This is a genomic window from Flavobacterium soyae, assembly GCF_021245985.1.
GTDB lineage: Bacteria > Bacteroidota > Bacteroidia > Flavobacteriales > Flavobacteriaceae > Flavobacterium > Flavobacterium soyae.
In genome coordinates, this window is the sequence record NZ_JAJQXA010000006.1 from 201,982 (window position 1) to 220,773 (window position 18,792).

Annotated in this window: 13 protein-coding genes; 8 read left to right on the top strand and 5 right to left on the bottom strand. The window is 32.7% G+C overall.

What is annotated here, in order from left to right; genetic code table 11:
* Window positions 1-167 precede the first annotated feature (167 nt).
* The 4 genes from LUU93_RS10095 to htpG form a co-directional block, all read right to left on the bottom strand.
* Window positions 168-893: a DUF4369 domain-containing protein gene (locus LUU93_RS10095; protein WP_232680841.1), complete on the bottom strand. Its 726-nt coding sequence runs from the start codon at window positions 891-893 to the stop codon at window positions 168-170.
* 135 nt (window positions 894-1,028) lie between these two features.
* Complete coding sequence (locus LUU93_RS10100) at window positions 1,029-1,847, bottom strand: hypothetical protein (protein WP_232680842.1); 819 nt, start codon at window positions 1,845-1,847, stop codon at window positions 1,029-1,031.
* A 124-nt stretch (window positions 1,848-1,971) separates the two neighbouring features.
* Window positions 1,972-3,243 (bottom strand): patatin-like phospholipase family protein, encoded by a 1,272-nt coding sequence (locus tag LUU93_RS10105; RefSeq protein ID WP_232680843.1) that lies wholly within the window; start codon window positions 3,241-3,243, stop codon window positions 1,972-1,974.
* Window positions 3,244-3,451: 208 nt separating this feature from the next.
* Window positions 3,452-5,335 carry a molecular chaperone HtpG gene (gene htpG, locus LUU93_RS10110; RefSeq protein WP_232680845.1) on the bottom strand — a complete coding sequence of 628 codons (1,884 nt, stop codon included), beginning with the start codon at window positions 5,333-5,335 and terminating at the stop codon, window positions 3,452-3,454.
* Window positions 5,336-5,537: 202 nt separating this feature from the next.
* Between htpG and LUU93_RS10115 the strand changes: the two genes are divergently transcribed.
* The 6 genes from LUU93_RS10115 to LUU93_RS10140 all read left to right on the top strand — a co-directional run bounded on the left by LUU93_RS10115 (window position 5,538) and on the right by LUU93_RS10140 (window position 10,805).
* Window positions 5,538-6,044, top strand: a complete 507-nt coding sequence (locus LUU93_RS10115; protein ID WP_232680846.1) for a lipocalin family protein — start codon at window positions 5,538-5,540, stop codon at window positions 6,042-6,044.
* A gap of 18 nt (window positions 6,045-6,062) precedes the next feature.
* Complete coding sequence (locus tag LUU93_RS10120) at window positions 6,063-6,758, top strand: YiaD family glycine zipper/OmpA-like lipoprotein (RefSeq protein ID WP_232680847.1); 696 nt, start codon at window positions 6,063-6,065, stop codon at window positions 6,756-6,758.
* A gap of 106 nt (window positions 6,759-6,864) precedes the next feature.
* On the top strand, window positions 6,865-7,815 hold the full coding sequence (locus tag LUU93_RS10125; RefSeq protein WP_232680848.1) for an ABC transporter ATP-binding protein: 951 nt from the start codon (window positions 6,865-6,867) through the stop codon (window positions 7,813-7,815).
* A 494-nt stretch (window positions 7,816-8,309) separates the two neighbouring features.
* Window positions 8,310-9,317 (top strand): 3-oxoacyl-ACP synthase III family protein, encoded by a 1,008-nt coding sequence (locus LUU93_RS10130; RefSeq protein ID WP_232680849.1) that lies wholly within the window; start codon window positions 8,310-8,312, stop codon window positions 9,315-9,317.
* A gap of 386 nt (window positions 9,318-9,703) precedes the next feature.
* Window positions 9,704-10,027 carry a GIY-YIG nuclease family protein gene (locus tag LUU93_RS10135; RefSeq protein WP_232680850.1) on the top strand — a complete coding sequence of 108 codons (324 nt, stop codon included), beginning with the start codon at window positions 9,704-9,706 and terminating at the stop codon, window positions 10,025-10,027.
* A 106-nt stretch (window positions 10,028-10,133) separates the two neighbouring features.
* Window positions 10,134-10,805, top strand: a complete 672-nt coding sequence (locus LUU93_RS10140) for a copper homeostasis protein CutC (RefSeq protein WP_232680851.1) — start codon at window positions 10,134-10,136, stop codon at window positions 10,803-10,805.
* 102 nt (window positions 10,806-10,907) lie between these two features.
* On the opposite strand, the gene LUU93_RS10145 is transcribed toward LUU93_RS10140, so the two are convergent.
* Window positions 10,908-13,310 (bottom strand): TonB-dependent receptor, encoded by a 2,403-nt coding sequence (locus LUU93_RS10145; RefSeq protein WP_232680853.1) that lies wholly within the window; start codon window positions 13,308-13,310, stop codon window positions 10,908-10,910.
* 326 nt (window positions 13,311-13,636) lie between these two features.
* Between LUU93_RS10145 and argS the strand changes: the two genes are divergently transcribed.
* The gene (gene argS / locus LUU93_RS10150) at window positions 13,637-15,418 is read left to right on the top strand and encodes an arginine--tRNA ligase (RefSeq protein WP_232680856.1); all 1,782 of its coding nucleotides are present in this window, start codon (window positions 13,637-13,639) and stop codon (window positions 15,416-15,418) included.
* A gap of 231 nt (window positions 15,419-15,649) precedes the next feature.
* Entirely contained in the window at window positions 15,650-18,790 is a 3,141-nt protein-coding gene (locus LUU93_RS10155; protein WP_232680858.1) for a SusC/RagA family TonB-linked outer membrane protein, read from the top strand.
* Window positions 18,791-18,792: the final 2 nt, after the last annotated feature.

Genomic DNA, 18,792 nt, shown 5'->3' on the forward strand with positions numbered 1-18,792 from the left:
AATTTCTGACTTTTTTACTTAGAATTATCTAATTGTCAGTTATTTATGATTTAATATGGCAAAACAAAATAAACAAAATAAAAAAATCCTGTTATAATGATAAAAACAGGATTTTTTTATAATTTAAAAAACAGAGTTTTAAGTGTAATACGTTGTTTTTGAGTTGTTTAGTCTTGTTTTTGTTCTTCTTTTTTAATATCGGCTACATATTTAGTAAGCTTTTTTCCGTAAAATGACTGTGCTACTTTTGGAGTCATCGATTTTTGAATCGTATCAAGAAACTTAATGTTGATATCATAAATCTCTGCTAGAGCAATATAAGGCGCTACTTCATGATCTTTATTGTTAATGGCAAAGTTTGTAGCATACAAATATTTTCTTTTAATATTTGACTGTTGTTTTGCATCAATGCTGTCAACTGCTTTTTGATCTTGTCTTTTAGTAGCTTTAAATCTGGCTTCAACCATTGATAAGTTCTCATCAATGAAACGAGAGTTTACTTTTTTGTATTCTTCAAATAATTCCTGGTTTTTAGATCCGGTAATTTTTGCGCTGCCAATAAAACTGTCTAAATTGGTATCAATATTAATATTTCCCGGTTCAGCAAAGAATAAAATATTATTGTCTAAAGAGTTTGTTACCCCGCGATCCAGAAACAGGTAAAGCATTTCTGGAGATTCTAATTTGATGTCACTTTCAAAAGCTGCATTTCCGTCAATTTTGATACTGTCGATTGCAACAAGCGATGTATCAACGATTCTTTGAATATATAAAGTTCCGGTTTTTAATCCTTTTATATTTCCTGTAAGGTGTAAGTTATCTGCGGCTGATTCTTTTTTGCTGCATGATGCAAGTAATGTAAGAATGGCAAAGGCAATAATTGATTTTTTCATTAGTTTATTGGATTTTGGTGCAAAATAAAGAAAATAGTTTGAATGTAAATAAGTCGCTGTTTAATTTTTCTAAAAAATAAAAATCCCAATCTATTTCTAAATTGGGATCTGCATATTTTTTTAAAAATGAATTGGTTACATTGATAAAGTGTAAGTTGCTCCATTTTCGTGTGTATAAGTATATTTGGCATCACAGTCATTATTTCCATAATCTATAACACCGTTTAAAAACCCTCCCTGGATTTTTAATTTCCCTTTAGATACATACTCGCACGAATATTTTTTAACTAAGGTTTCCTGTACAGTTAAAGTCAAAGTCCCTCCTTTTTCTGAAGTAACAGTGTGGCTTCCTTCTGGCATTTCATAAATATTATCTTCTAAAACATATGGAGTATCAACACCGGCAGTTTGTTTTATAGTATGTGTGCCTGAATTTGTAAAAACCCTTCCAAGCAAATCTGTAAATTTTCCATTTGTTACTTTTCTGCTCCATTGCGGTACAGTTGCAACAGTAGTTGTATTAGTGTATTCTATAGTTCCTTCCAGTTTAAATCCGTTTATAGAATAATCGATTCTTTCTACAGTCATTTTGCTTCCAGTTGTAATTACCGGACCAGAAAGCGTAATTTTTAATTTCCCTTTTCTTGTAATTTGATTTGTGGTGCAGCCTGTACCATAATCAACAGTAAAAACTTTTGGGTAAGGTGTTCCGTTTGGGGTTTCAATAGTAATGCTGGCACAGACTTCGGGAGAAGTTTCTGATGGTTTTGCAGCAGGATTTGTATTCGTTACAGTTAATCCTGTTTTAACATCCATTTCGTTTACAGCGTCAATTACAACAGAGGCACTAACAGCTGTTGTGTCGGCCTGATTGACGACTTCATCGCTGGAGCATGAAACATAAATAAATGCCGAAGCACAAATAATAGAAAGTAAAATAGCAGTTTTTTTCATATTGGTTTTTGTTTAAGATTAGATTAAAGGCATTCAAATGTAATGAAAAAAATAACTCGTAAAAAAAATCCTGAAAATTCTACTTTCAGGATTTTGTTGTTTAGTTATTTGTAAATCAATTGTTTTAAACGGTTTTGTAATATTCGCTTTTGGCTTTTCTGATTTTTTTATACTCTTCCCAATCAAATTTGTTTAAGAACTCTGCAGCTTTTTGGGCGCCGCGAATAAACAAATCAATTTTTGCATCGTCAGTAAGATTAAAATTGAGCCAGTTGTGGTTTCCGGTATCAATATATCCTATAAGGTTTTTAAAATCGGGATTTTTTCTTAAAAATTCTGAATCATATCCAAATCTAGCGGTGTCAAACATAGAACTTATAATATTCGTGATTTTTTCATTTTTATTGATTTCGTTTTTATCATATCCGAGTTTTACACCAAAAGTTGGTGACGCCGGTACATTTAAATTTTCATGAAATATATCAATAGGAAAATTAGAGATAATACCGCCATCCATAAACATAACTTCTGCCGGAACCGATGCACGCAGACATGTTGCTTCGTTCCATTTATTCCATGCTTCAATACCGCCGGGAATATTTTTAATTTTAAATGGAGTAAAGAAAAGCGGAATCGACATTGAAGCCCTCACAAAATCGGCTGGATTTTGAACATCAGGATTAGAATAAAACAAGTCAATCATTTTAGGAAAAATAATTTTACTTTCTGTAGTAATGTCAGCGGTTATTATAGCTATTTCACTCCAATGATCTTTTCTTGTATATTCTTGTTTGTCTTCTGGATTTGTTTCCATTATTCGAAACAATTTGTTGTCGTTTGAAACACCTTTTTCGCGCAGTGCTTTTAAATCGGCATAATTTTTAATTCCTTTCTGCGAAAGCAGGTTAGTCATCCATTGGTGAAAATTAGTACCAGGATTTAATCCTAAATCATCTTTAAAATTATCTACAACCTGACAGCCTTTCATTACCAGTTTTAAGTTGCCGGCATCGCTCAATAATGCATCAATAAATTCGCGTGCATCGTGATCGCCATCTACAAAATCGTATAAATTCTTATTGCATAAACACTCTAAAATCCATTCAGATTTTGTTGTATCAATTGGTCCGGCAGCAGCCATCAGCATGGTATTAATACTTCCGGCCGATGTTCCGGCTAAACTTAGAAACCGAATCCCTACTTGTTCCAAAACATAGACATATCCAACTAATGCAACACCAAGAACACCGCCGCCTTCCTGAACTAAATCTACATATTCGTTACCGTTTACATCTACAATATCTGAGAATTTCTTTTTCTTCTCTTTGATCTGTTCTTTTAAATCTTTTATAATCGATAAGACTTCACCGTTTTCTGTAAATTTCGTTTTCTCCATGATTTCCAGAGTTTATGTTTGTAGTTTGTGTTTCTGCAAAATAATTTTATTTAATTGTTTGATTTTCAGATGTGTAAAATTATAAATTCGATTATAGGCATAAAAGGGGAGAATTCCCCTTTTTTAAAATATTTGAAATTAGTATAAGGTAAAAAAAATCCCGCAGAAACTAATCTGCAGGATTTTGAAATATTCTTGTAAAAGGTTTTTATTTGATCATTTCAAAGCTTCTTTTTACAAAAGCAGTCAACGCTTCACCTTTCAATAGGTTTTGAGATAATTTAGCTAAATCTAAAGCTTGTTTTACTAAATGTTCCTGATGTGTTTTGTCTTCGGTATTTAAAATACTTGAAGCTAAATCAGAATTTGTATTTACAACCAGATTATACATTTCCGGCATATTTCCCATTCCGAACATTCCGCCGCCGCCCGTTTGGCTCATTTCTTTCATCCTACGCATAAATTCTGGCTGCGTAATAATGAATGGAGCTGCCTGGCTGTCCATAGCTTCCAGCTGAACGCTGTATGCTTTAGGGATATAGGCTTCTAATGAAGTTTTTAAAGCTGCTTTTTCTTCATCAGATAATTTAGAAATCGTGTTTTCTTCTTTTTTGATTAAATTATCAATGTGATCAGAATCTACACGAACGAAAGTTAATCCGCTGTTATCACCTTCAATTTTTTGAATTAAATGCGAGATAATAGGAGAGTCTAAAAGCAATACTTCGTATCCTTTTTCTTTTGCTGCTTCAATATAAGAGTGCTGTGCATCTTTGTTACCAGCATAAAGAATTACTAATTTACCATCTTTATCAGTTTGGTTTTCTTTTAGTTTTTCTTTTAATTCCTCTAAAGTAAAGTAAGTATCGTCAACCGTTGGATATAAAACAAATGCGCCTGCTTTTTCGTAGAATTTATCTTCAGAAAGCATTCCGTACTCTAAAACGATTTTAATGTCGTTCCATTTTGCTTCAAAATCAGCACGGTTTTCGTTAAATAAAGCTTTTAATTTATCTGCTACTTTACGAGTAATGTAGTTAGAGATTTTTTTAACTGCTCCATCTGCTTGTAAACCAGAACGAGAAACGTTTAATGGAATATCCGGTGAATCGATAATTCCTTTTAACATCGTTAAAAATTCAGGTACAATTCCTTCTACGTTATCTGTAACGTAAACCTGGTTTTGGTACAATTGAATTTTATCTTTCTGGATTTGCATATCTGTACCCAATTTTGGGAAATACAAAATACCAGTTAAGTTAAACGGATAATCTACATTTAAGTGAATGTTGAATAACGGCTCTTCAAACTGCATTGGATACAATTCTCTGTAGAAATTTTTGTAATCTTCATCAGATAATTCAGAAGGCTGTTTTGTCCAGGCCGGATTTGGGTTATTAATGATATTATCAAGTTCGATAGTTTCATTAATATAATCTTCCGGAGCATCTTCTGGTTTTGGAAGGGTTTCTGTTCTTGTTCCAAATTTAATTGGAATAGGCATAAACTTATTATACTTATTTAATAATCCGCTGATTTTAGAATCTTCTAAAAATTCTAAAGAATCTTCGGCAATGTGCAGAATGATTTCTGTACCACGTGAAGTTTTGTCAGCTGGCTCTAAAGTAAATTCAGGGCTTCCGTCACAAGTCCAGTGTGCAGCAGGCTCATCTTTGTATGATTTTGTAATGATTTCTACTTTTTCTGCAACCATAAAAGCAGAATAGAAACCAAGACCAAAGTGACCAATAATCCCAGAGTCTTTTGCAGAATCTTTGTATTTGTCTAAAAATTCTTCAGCTCCCGAAAAAGCAACCTGATTGATGTATTTTTCAACTTCATCAGCTGTCATACCTAAACCTTGGTCAATAATATGGATTTTTTTACCTTCTTTATCTACTTTAATTTCGATAATCGGGTTTCCATATTCTACTTTAGCTTCGCCAATGCTTATTAAATGTTTTAATTTTAATGTCGCATCAGTTCCGTTTGAAACCAGCTCACGTAAAAAGATTTCGTGGTCGCTGTATAAGAACTTTTTGATTAAGGGAAAGATGTTTTCTACTGAAACATTAATTTTACCTGTTGTCATATTTTTTTATTTTTTGAATTTAACTTGATGATTTTCATTTAGTCAAATAAAATACCATTTTTTTTAAGGTGACAAATTGGCGTAAATGTTAATTTTGAAAGAAAATAATTAAATTTTAAAAAAGAAATTCGCTTAATGAATTGTATATTTGTGGTATAATAATTGTTAAACGTGTAAGTATTAACTTAAATAAATGTACAAAATGAGGAAGATTATTTTCATTTGCATGGCTGCTGCGACGTTATTTGCGTGTAAATCAGCTTCGTCTACAGCTTCAACTTCAACAGAAGCAACTACGCTTTCTACTAAACTTGACAGACCCACTCAAGTAGCTATTAAAGGAAATTGGGTGCTTACCAATGTAACTTATCCAGGTTCTGATTATATTAAAGTCACCTCATTCGATCTGGCAGATTCTAAATGTTTTATTGGCAGTTCATGGAACTTTATTTCTAATAACAATAAAGGTACAATGACATTGAATTCTGCAAGCTGTACAGCTTTTACTTCGCCAATTGTCTGGAGCATTAACAATCAGGGACTTTTTGTTCTTAAAATTGTTAATCCGGGAACAAAATCAAAAAATGTAAAAGAAGGATACTTACTAAAAGTCGCTGGTTTAACTGATACTTCTTTTCAGTTGATCGATAATATCAATGTTGGCGGACAAGTAAAGGATGTTACTTACCAATTTCAAAGAGCTAATTAATATTTAAAAAGATAAAAAATGAAAAAGATAACAGTTTTAGGTTTAAGTAGTTTACTTGTATTGGTTAGTTTATTTACAAGCTGCGATTCAGTAAAAAATGCTAATAACACTCAAAAGGGTGCCGGAATTGGAGTAGTTGCCGGTGGTATTATTGGAGGTATTTTAGGAAATAATCTAGGAAAAGGCGGAAACGCTGCCTTAGGAGCTGCAATTGGAGCTGCTGTAGGTGGTGGAACCGGAGCTTTAATTGGTAACAAAATGGATAAACAAGCCCGTGAAATTGATCAGGCTTTACCAGGTGCTTCTGTAGAAAGAGTAGGTGAGGGAATTCACTTAACTTTAAATGAGAATGCTGTTCGTTTTGATACAAACAAATCAACTTTAACTCCTCAGGCAAAAGCAAATTTAGATAAATTAGTTCCTGTTTTTAATGAGTATGGAGATACTGATATTCAAATATTTGGTTATACTGATAATACAGGTAAACCAGAATATAATTTGACACTTTCAGGACAAAGAGCGGCTTCTGTGCAGGCTTATTTAGTTTCTAAAGGATTAAAATCAAGCCGTTTTAAAACTTCAGGTTTAGGTATTGTTGATCCTATTGCAACAAATGATACTCCGGAAGGAAGAGCTCAAAACCGTCGTGTTGAATTCTCTATTACAGCAAATGACAAAATGGTTAACGATGCAAAAGCTGAAGCTGGAAAGTAATTTCAGATAAAATAAAATTTAAAAAAAGCTGTTTCATAATTGAAGCAGCTTTTTTTTTGACTTTAGAAATTAAACATCGTAAATTTGACCTCTCTAATTACAACACATGCTTGATATTCAAAATATATCTTTTTCGTATACTGATAAACCAGTTATAAATAATGTTTCTTTTACGATCAATAAAGGCGAAAATATTGCCATTATTGGCGAAAGCGGTTGTGGAAAAAGTACGCTTTTAAAGCTTATGTACGGTTTGTTCGATTTAGACGAAGGCAAAATATTTTATAACGAAAAACCTATTCTGGGGCCAAAATACAATTTGATTCCCGGAATGCCATATATGAAATATCTGGCGCAGGATTTCGATTTGTCTCCTTATGAAACAGTGGCAGAGAACGTTGGAAAGTTTCTTTCGAATGGTTTTGCAAACATGAAAAGACTTCGTGTTCAGGAATTGTTAGAGATGGTAGAAATGGAACAATTTTCTAATGTTAAAGCTAAATTTTTAAGCGGGGGACAGCAGCAGAGAGTAGCTTTGGTTAGGGTTTTGGCTTTAGAGCCAGAAGTAATTTTGCTAGATGAACCTTTTAGCCAGATTGATGCTTTTCGTAAAAATGCTTTACGTCGAAACTTATTTAAATACTTAAAACAAAAAGGAATTACCTGCATTATCGCAACACATGACAGTACAGATGCTTTGTCTTTTGCAGATGAAGCAATTGTGATGCGACATGGCGAAATTATCATAAAAGGTGATCCGGCAAAAATATACGAAGATCCGCAAACTAAATATGTGGCTTCGTTATTTGGAGAGGTAAATGAAATTGCAACACATTTATTGCTTCCGTATGAAGATGAAACTCACAAAACATTAGTGTATCCGCATCAGTTTAAAATGGTTTCAGAATCTAAACTTCCGGTAAAAATTAGAAGGACTTATTTTAGAGGAGGGCATTATTTAGTTGAAACCGTTTACAAAAGGCAGTTAATATTTTTCGAAAGTGAAATCGATCTTCCACTCGAACAGGAAATATTTCTTGGGCTGAATTATTTGTAAAAACAAACCCGACAGTTTTGAAATTGTCGGGTTTGTTTTTTTACATAAGCTAGTTGCTTGCTAAAAATTAAATGTGAGATGGCACTCAGATGACACGGGTTTAACAGATTGAAGCAGATTTATTTTTAAATTTTGTAAAAAGAGTTTCTCGCAGATTTTGCAGATTTAAGGGATTAGCTTCAATGCTTTTTAAGAATCATTAAAATCATTTTAATCTGTGGCAGAAAAAAAATTAGTGTAAATTAGTGTAAATTAGTGTAATTCGTGGTAAAAAAATTAAAGCCAAGAAATCTTACAGGCATTAAAATCTTATTTTCCATTCTTTTCAATGAATTGCTTTAAAAACTGTTTTTTCAAAAAGTAATTGTTTTTAAACAGTCTCATAATTAAAGTATATTAAATTGCTAATACCGAAAAAAATAGTAATTTGTACTCTTATGTTTTAAAGTATACGTAAATTTGCATTCTAAAATTTTAACAAATAACAATATTATATGTATCATTCAAAAATAGCAGGCTTAGGATATTATGTTCCTTCAAATGTTGTGACAAACGATGATTTGTCTAAGATAATGGATACCAATGACGAATGGATTCAGGAACGAACAGGAATTCAGGAAAGAAGACACATCATTCGTGGAGAAGATACAACAACTTCAATGGGTGTAAAAGCCGCTAAAATTGCTATAGAACGTTCTGGCGTTGCCAAAGAAGATATTGATTTTGTAGTATTTGCTACATTAAGCCCGGATTATTATTTTCCAGGACCCGGAGTTTTAGTACAGCGTGATTTAGGATTAAGAACCGTTGGAGCTTTAGACGTTAGAAATCAATGTTCTGGTTTTGTTTACGCAATTTCTGTTGCAGATCAATATATTAAAACCGGAATGTATAAAAATATTTTGGTTATTGGTTCAGAGGTTCATTCAACTGGATTAGATATGACGACTCGCGGACGCGGCGTTTCAGTAATTTTTGGAGATGGAGCAGGAGCGGCAGTTTTAAGCCGTGAAGAAGATTTGACAAAAGGAATTTTATCTACGCATTTACATTCAGAAGGACAGCATGCCGAAGAATTGGCTTTGCAGGCACCGGGAATGGGAGCACGCTGGGTAACAGATATTTTAGCAGATAATGATCCTAATGACGAAAGCTATTATCCTTACATGAACGGTCAGTTTGTATTTAAAAATGCAGTGGTTCGTTTTGCCGAAGTTATTAACGAAGGTTTAGAAGCAAATGGACTTCAGGTTTCAGATATTGATATGTTGATTCCACATCAGGCCAACTTGAGAATTTCTCAGTTCATTCAGAACAAATTCAAATTGACAGATGATCAGGTTCATAATAATATCCAGAAATACGGAAACACAACCGCAGCATCTATTCCAATTGCTTTAACAGAAGCTTGGGAACAAGGTAAAATCAAATCTGGTGATACCGTTGTTTTAGCCGCTTTTGGTAGTGGATTTACTTGGGCAAGTGCAATCATCAAATGGTAAATTAATTCATCTTACATTATATTTAAAACCTGCTTTGTTTTGGAGCAGGTTTTTTTATACTTTTTATTTGGATGAATAACGATCTGTCAGGCTGAGCGAAGTCGAAGCCCCGTTCCAATTGGCAAGCCTTCGACTTCGCTCAGGATGACATTTGGTTTCAAATTAAGCAATAGCATTTTGTCAGGCTGAGCGAAGTCGAAGCCTACGTCCTAATTGACAAACTATCAATTTTACACAAAACAAACTTTGTTCGCTGCGCTAATTTATGGACGTGCCAATAGGAGCGGGGCTTCGAGTTCGCTCAGCCTGACAATCGTAGTTCAATACTTACTGAATTAAAAGAAATATTTTTCTTACTTTTATTTAAAAACAAAACTTTTAATAAAATGAAACAATATTACGTCTATATACTAAAATGTTCTGATAATAGTTATTATACGGGATTTACAAATAATATTAATAGAAGATTAAATGAACACAACTACGGTTTAAATAAAGAATGCTATACATTTAATAAAAGACCTTTGGAATTAGTTTTTTGTACAGAATTTAATGATGTGAATCAGGCTATTGCATTCGAAAAACAAGTAAAAGGCTGGAGTAGGAAAAAGAAAGAAGCAATAATAAATGATAAGTGGGAAGATTTAAAAAAGTTATCCGAATGTTTAAATAAAACAAGTCATAAAAATTTTAATAAAAAAGAACTTTAATTGTAACTTAGCCTTCGACTTCGCTCAGGGTGACAATTGAGCCAAAAGTCGTTTTAATTTTTTTGTCAGGCTGAGCGAAGTCGAAGCCCCTTTTTTGATAATTACAATGAAAAAAAATCAACTGGAAATAGCATGCTTTAATTACGAATCGGCCATAATAGCTCAGGAAAATGGTGCAGATCGAATTGAGTTATGCGAAAACATGAAACTTGGCGGAACAACACCAAACTCTATTTTAGTCGTAAAAGTCCGCGAAAGCTTATCTATTAAAATGCATGTTATAATCAGGCCTCGCGGCGGTGATTTTGTTTATTCTGATGAAGAACTAACAGAAATGAAACAGGATATTAAACAGTATAAAAAACTAGGTGTTGATGGTTTTGTTTTTGGAATTTTAAAAGACAGCGGAAATATTAATAAAAGACAGAATAGGGAATTAGTGCATTTGGCACATCCGCTTCCTTGTACTTTTCACCGTGCTTTTGATGTGGTCAAAGATGTAGAAAAATCTCTTGAAGATATTATCGATTGCGGGTTTAAAACGATTTTGACTTCGGGACAGGCAATAAATGTAGAGGAAGGAATTTTGGCCTTGGAACGAATACAAGACCTTGCTAAAAACAGAATCGAAATAATGCCGGGCGGCGGTTTACGATCTTCAAATATTAAATTATTACAGGAAAGATTAGATTTGACTTTTTACCATTCATCAGCAATTACAAACAATTCAGAAACTGCAAATCCCGAAGAAATAAAAGAATTAAAAAATTTCCTATAACACTTCTCAAAAATAAAAAAGCCTGAAGCTGGCAAACTTCAGGCTTTTTTCTACAAGAAAATTATTTAAAAATATTAAAATTGATTCTAATAAAAGCAGTGATTAGAACATTCCGCCACCACCTTGATTAGTGTTTTCTTCTCTTTGTTTACGCTCTAATTTTTTGATTTTTGCTCCACCAAAGTTATAAGTTAAACCTAAATAAACTGTTTGGCTTTCCCAGGTAAACTGACCAGTTTGAGGATAAGGATAAATACCATCAAATGAATATTTCATTGTATTGAAAACGTCATTAAAGCGTACACTGATATTCATTTTATTATCTAACAATGTATAGCGTGAACCAATATCCATTTTGTACATTTCGTTTCTTTTCTGCTGAATTTCATTAACCGGACCTCTGTAAAAACCAAATAATAAAAAGCTTAAACGTTTTGTAGGTTTAAAGTTTGAGTTCATACGGGCATTGAATGCAGAAGTTGTTACACTGCGCTCTAAAGGCGAACTTAATTTTGTTGCAGGATCATATTGGAACACAACACCTTGCTGGTTTATGCTTGAGAAATCAATTGATGGCTGGATATCCCACCACTTAGTAAGTTTATAGTTTGCAGAAATATCAAAACCATAAGCACTATTGTGATCGAAATTTGTAAAACTTAAGATTTGTTTCTCAGAAGGATCATCAGGATCTGGGCTTAAAGTTCGGCTAATTTGATCGTTAATAGCTCTTACAAATACGCCGGCGGTAATGCTTCCTTTTTCAAGAGTTTTAGTATAATTTACTTCAACAGAATTTGTAAACTGAGGTCTTAATTCTTGATTTCCGTATGAAGTTACCAATGGAGTAGAAAATTCACGAATAGGTTTTGTCTGCTCTAAACTTGGCCGGTCAACACGACGGCTGTAGCTTAATTGCAAAACGTTTTTCTCATTTAAGTTATACGTTAAATAAGCTGATGGATACAATGTAATGTAGTCATCATTAAATTTTTTCTCACCAGAATTTAAATTTGACTTCACATCATAACTCTCAAAACGAGCTCCTAACTGATAACTGAATTTTTTGTATTTCTGACCAAAAGTTACATATGCAGAATAAATATCTGTATCATAAGTATAAATAGAATTAGCAAATGCCGGATTGGTTGTATTGTAAATATTGTCTGTTCTTGTTATTCTCGCTTCTGCACCTGCTTCAAGAGTCGTTTTGTCATTTAGCGGATTAACATAGTCAACGTTTACTGTACCTAATTTTCTTTTGTCATTAATATAATCGCTGTACAAAAGTGAGCTGGCACTATTATCTGGCTTCGTTGTTTTAGTGTCAAAACTTGCATCTTGAGTTTCTCTGGTATTACTAAAGTTCCCTTCAAAATCTAAAGTATGCCCCTCTTTTTTAAAGATATGTTTGTATGCTAAATTATAAGTTCCTGTTTCGTTTGGACCTTCATATCTCGATTTTTGGTAAATATTTTTAATATCCGGGTCACCGTTATTATAATCAATATCAGTATTAACTAATCCAGTTCCTTTTGATTTATTTTGGTTTGTATAGAAAGATAAAGTATTGTGGTCATTGATTAAATAATCCATTCCAACTTTATACAAATAGTTATCATTATCATTAGAAATTTCTAATTTTTGAATAACATCCTGATCTAATCTTTTAATATGGCCATCATTAAAATAAGTTCCAAAATTATTACCGGCATTTCCAAAGAAATTTACTTTTCCGGTTTTATAGTTTAAGTCTAAAGACTGATTGTATTTTGCCGTTTCACCAAAAGTAATTCCGCCGCTATAACTTCCGTTAAAACCAGTATTCGAATTTTTATGTAAAATAATATTGATAATTCCAGACATTCCTTCCGGATTGTATTTTGCACTAGGATTTGTAATCAACTCAATTTTTTTGATAGAAGTTGAAGGAATTTGTTTTAATAACTGTGCAGGATCAATATTAGAAGGCCTTCCGTCAATTAACACACGAACATTGTCGTTTCCGCGAAGCGAAAGTTTTCCGTCCTGATCTACATTTACAGATGGAATATTGCTCATAATATCTGATGCAGAGGCTCCGGCAGTTGTCAAATCTCTTCCTACAGTAATTACTTTTCGGTCAATTTTTTGTTCCATTGTCGAACGTTCGGCAACAATATTAACACCTTTTAGCTGTGTTGCTTCTTCTTCAAGAGAAACATTCATAGTGGCAGATTTTTTATTATCGGCTAAAATTACAGAGCCAATATATTTTCTAAATCCAATGTATTGAATTTCGATAGTATAACTTTTTAGTGCTACGTTTTTAAAAGTAAAATCTCCATTGTCATCAGTATTAACTCCAGATACCACTTTTCCGTTTTCTTTAAGAGAAACTGTTGCATAAGAAATTGGTGCATTGTTTGATTTTTCGGTAATTTTTCCCGTGACCGTTCCTGAATTCTGGGCTTGTGCTGTTGCAATTACCCCCAGTAATGCAAGCAGAAAGAATTTTAATTTCATAATGAGATAATGATTATTTTGATTTGATTGATGATGAGGTTGTTTTTTTGTTTTTGTTTTGATTTTCTTTTGCTTCAAATAAAATTTAAAGTCTCTATTAAGACTATTTTGTTGTAGATATGTTACATAAAATGCAAAAAAAACTTTTTGATTTTTTGGGAAGTTCTGTTTTGTAGCAGGTTAGCGTTTTAATTTTTTGATAATTTTAACATTCAAAACAAAACGTTTTTTAAGAAATTCTAACAGGATTATGTTATTTAATATGTTTTTCATTTTCTGTAATTGATGAATAAGCAGTATCTTTGCTCACTTTAAAATAAGTTTACATGTCATTATCACAAATTCTTACACCTTCTATACAAAAAGCAATACAGGCATTATTTGACGTTTCTGTTGATAAAATCGAGTTTCAAACTACCAGAAAAGAGTTTGAAGGCGATATTACAATGGTAATTTTTCCTTTGTTGAAATTGATTAAAAGCAATCCTGCCGAATTAGGAAATAAAATTGGGAACTACTTAGTCGAAAATGTTTCTGAAGTTGCTCGTTTCAATGTAGTTTCAGGGTTTTTGAATATTGTAATTTCAGATAGTTATTATCTGAATTTCTTCAATGAAATAAAAAACAATCAAAATTTTGGATATGTAACGCCTGATCCTGCCGATAAAGCAATTATGGTTGAATATTCTTCTCCAAACACAAATAAACCTTTGCACTTAGGACATGTTCGTAACAATTTGTTAGGATATTCTGTTGCAGAAATTATTAAAGCATCGGGTAAAAAAGTGTATAAAACACAGATCATCAACGATCGTGGAATTCATATTTGCAAATCAATGCTGGCCTGGGAGAAATTCGGAAACGGAGAAACTCCTGAAAGTTCTGATTTAAAAGGAGATAAATTAGTTGGTAAATATTATGTTGAGTTTGATAAAGCTTACAAAACACAAATTAACCAATTAATTGAAAGCGGTAAAACAGAAGAAGAAGCTAAAAAACAAGCGCCAATTATTATCGAAGCGCAGGAAATGCTTAAAAAATGGGAAGCTGGTGATGAAGCTGTTATTGCGCTTTGGAAAAAAATGAACCAATGGGTTTACGATGGTTTTGCAACTACATACACCAATCTTGGAGTTAATTTTGATAAATATTATTACGAAAGCAATACCTATTTATTAGGAAAAGATGTTGTACAGGTGGGTCTTGATAAAGGTGTTTTTGAAAAAGATCCAGATGGCTCTGTTTGGATTGATTTGACAGATGAAGGGCTTGACCGTAAAATTGTATTGCGTTCTGACGGAACTGCAGTTTATATGACGCAGGATATTGGAACTGCTATTCAGCGTGTTAAAGATATGCCAGATGTGGGCGGAATGGTTTACACAGTTGGTAACGAACAGGATTACCACTTTAAAGTTTTGTTTTTGATCCTGAAAAAATTAGGGTTCGACTGGGCTTCAAGTTTATTTCATTTATCATACGGAATGGTTGATTTACCATCTGGAAAAATGAAAAGCCGTGAAGGAACTGTTGTAGATGCTGATGATTTAATGCAGGATATGACAGATACAGCCAAACAAATTTCTGAAGATTTAGGAAAATTAGACAGTTATTCTGCCGATGAAAAAGCAAAATTGTATAAAACAATTGGTCTTGGCGCTTTAAAATATTACATTTTAAAAGTAGATCCTAAAAAACGTATTTTGTTTAATCCAGAAGAATCTGTAGATTTTGCAGGAAATACAGGTCCGTTTATTCAATATACTTACGCCAGAATCCAGTCAATTATCCGTAAAGCTGATTTTGATTACAGTGTCACACTGAGCGAAGTCGAAGTGCTCCACGAAAAAGAAAAAGAACTGGTAAAACAAATCGAACTTTTTCCAGAAGTAATTCAAAATGCTGCACAAAATCATAGCCCGGCATTAATTGCAAACTATACTTATGATTTAGTTAAAGAATACAATTCGTTTTATCAATCTGTTCACATTTTAGGTGAAGTTGATTTGACTAAAAAGATTTTTAGAGTACAGCTTTCTCAGAAAGTTGCCGAAGTTATAAAATCTGCTTTTGCGTTATTAGGAATTGAAGTTCCCGAAAGAATGTAAAACTTTATATAAGAATTAAAAAAGCCGATAGTTCAAAACTATCGGCTTTTTGTTTTATAGACTATCTACAAAATCGGTTACTCATTCCATTCTAAATAAGTTATTAATTTTAATTTAGAATCATTTAACTGTAGTAAAAAGATTATAATATTATTTGTTAAAACTAAATAAAATCTTGTTAAAATTAATATAATGTTATAAGTTGCAACCCTTAATTCAAAATAGATGATTATGAGAAGGAAAATTAAAAGGTTTTTAGTACTGCTTTTAGTGCTTTGTACGCAGTTCTTTTTTGCACAGGAAAGGGTAATTTCAGGAGCTGTATTTGATGATATGGGGCCGGTACCGGGTATTAATGTAGTAGTTAAAGGAACAAATAATGGTGTTCAGACTGATTTTGACGGTAAATACGCTATTAAAGCAAAAACGGGAGATGTTCTTTTATTCTCGTATATGGGAATGGAAGATGTTAGTATTGTTGTTGGCTCTTCTTCGGTAATAAATACTAAAATGAAAGAAGGGGGTAAAGTGTTAGATGAAGTTGTTGTGGTTGCCTATGGTAAAACAAAGAAATCAACTTATACTGGATCTGCTGCTCAAATTAAGTCTGAACAACTTGAGAACAGACCATTAACTAATTCCCTTTCGGTAATAGAAGGCAGTACTTCTGGAGTTCAAATTCAGAGTTCAGCTGGACAGCCAGGGGCATCACCAGAAATAAGAATTAGAGGATTTAGTTCAGTAAATGGTTCGAATAACCCATTGTATATTGTGGATGGAGTTCCATTTGCAGGAGATATAAGTAATATAAATTCTGCCGATATTGAAAGTTTAACTGTTTTAAAAGATGCAGCTTCAACTTCTCTTTATGGCTCAAAAGCAGCAAATGGTGTTATAATTATTACAACAAAAACCGGTAAATCACCTAAAGATAAATTTTCTTTGAACGTTAGTACAGGAATGACCTCACGTGCAATCAAAGACTATGACAGAGTTAATGTTTATGATTACTATCCTTTAGAATGGGAAGCGATTAGAAACAGTAGACCTATGGCAACACAAGCTCAGAAAGATGCGGCTAATACTTATGCTTCTGCTAGAGTGCCAGTTGTATTGGTAACAAATCCGTTTAATGTTCCAAATTCAAGTATTGTAGGAACAGATGGAAAATTAAATCCAGACGCACAATTATTATATCCTGAAGATTTGAATTGGGAAAAACAATTAGAAAGAGCTGGTGTTCGTCAGAATGTAGATTTTTCATATCAGGGAAAATCTGAGAAGTCAAATTATTTTGCCTCCCTAGGATATTTAAATGAAGAAGGGTATCTTCAAAAATCTGATTTTGAAAGGACAACTGGGCGTTTAAATTTAAATACAAGTTTAAAGGATTGGTTTAAAACAGGAATTAATATTTCTGGTACAATTAGTAATTCTAATTTAGGGATCGATGGTGTAACTGATACAAATTCTTTTAAAAATCCATTTCGATCAATGCGTTATATGGGACCAATTTATCCTGTTTTTGCTCATACACCAAATGGTGATTATGCTTATGATTCAAATGGAGACAAAGTATACTCTACTATACGTGGTTCGGGTGCTTCTAATGGTAGAAACGTAGTTTATGAAACGCTGAATGATACGGATAATGTTAAAAAGCTTGCGCTTTCTGGACGAACATATTTTGAGGTTACTTTCTTGAAAGACTTCAAATTCACAACAAATATTTCTATTGACAAAACTTATTCTAACAGAACATATTCATACAATACATTAATTGGTGATGGTGCCCCAACAGGATTGTTGGCTAAAGAGGATAGAGTTTTAACAGGAACTACTTTCAATGAGTTATTAAACTATTCAAAAAAAATAGGAAATCATTCTGTTACGGCTTTATTAGGTCATGAAAGTTTTGATTATTCGGCAAGTTTGACAAACGGGGTTAAAACAGGTCAAATTGTTCCAGAAATTATGGAATTTATTAATTACGCTACAACAACAGAGTTGACTTCGTACACAAGAAATTATGCTACTGAATCTTATTTTTCAAGAGTAGGATATGATTATATGGATAAGTATATTTTTTCAGGATCATTTCGTAGAGATGGCTCTTCAAAATTTGATAGAAATAATCGATGGGGAAATTTTTGGTCTTTAAGTGGAGCCTGGATACTTTCTAAAGAAAATTTCCTAACGAATAATTTATATATAAATGATTTAAAATTAAGAGCTTCAATTGGTGGTGTTGGAAATGATTCCCATATTAGTAATGATGGATTGAATTATTATGCGAGTCAGCCTACTTATAGTTTGGGATATGACAATGGTAATGAAGGAGGAATAATTACTTATGCTGCTGCAGCCACAAATTTACAGTGGGAGGTAAATACTCAAAGAGATGTAGCTGTTGAATTTGCATTGCTTAAAAACAGATTAAAAGGCAGTGTTGAATATTATAATAGAAATACTGATGGTCTTATTTTTTCAGTGCCAAATCCATTATCATCAGGTTTAGATAACAGAGTTGAGAATATTGGGTCTATGGTAAATAAAGGTTTTGAGATATCATTGAATGGTATCATTCTTCAAACTAAAGAGTTTTCATGGGAATTAAATGTTAATGCATCTACTATTAAAAATGAAATTACTAGTCTGCCTCAAGAAGAGATTATAAATGGGACAAAAAAGTTGATGGTTGGTAAATCAATTTATGATTACTGGTTAAGAAGCTGGTATGGAGTTGACCCATCAGATGGTTATGCTTTATATGTTGCTGATCCCAATTTAATGATCGCGAATGATCCAACCGGAAGGGTTGTTAATGGAATTAATGTAACAACGGATCAAAATAAGGCTCTTTATCATTATGCTGGTTCGGCAATTCCTGACTTGTTTGGTAGTTTTGGGAATACGTTCAAATATAATGGAATTCAACTTGATATTATGTTTTCATATCAATTAGGAGGCAAAATGTATGATAGTAATTATGCGGCTTTGATGCACACAGGGAATAATTATGGTTCCGCTTTTAGCACAGATATTCTTAGAAGATGGCAAAAGCCAGGTGATATTACAGATGTTCCGCGTTTAGATATTAATAGGAGTACTCAATCTTCTGCTGCTTCTGACAGATGGTTAAAAGGTTCAGATTATTTATCGCTGAGACAGATTAATTTGTCATATAAATTACCTTCGGATTTAATATCAAAATTGGATATTGATAATGCAACTTTTTATATAAATGGAGAGAATTTATTGTTGTTTACAAAACGTCAAGGTATGGATCCAACTCAAACTTTTAATGGTACGACTCAAAACAGATATATTCCGTCAAGAGTATTTTCTATTGGGTTTAATTTAAATTTTTAATT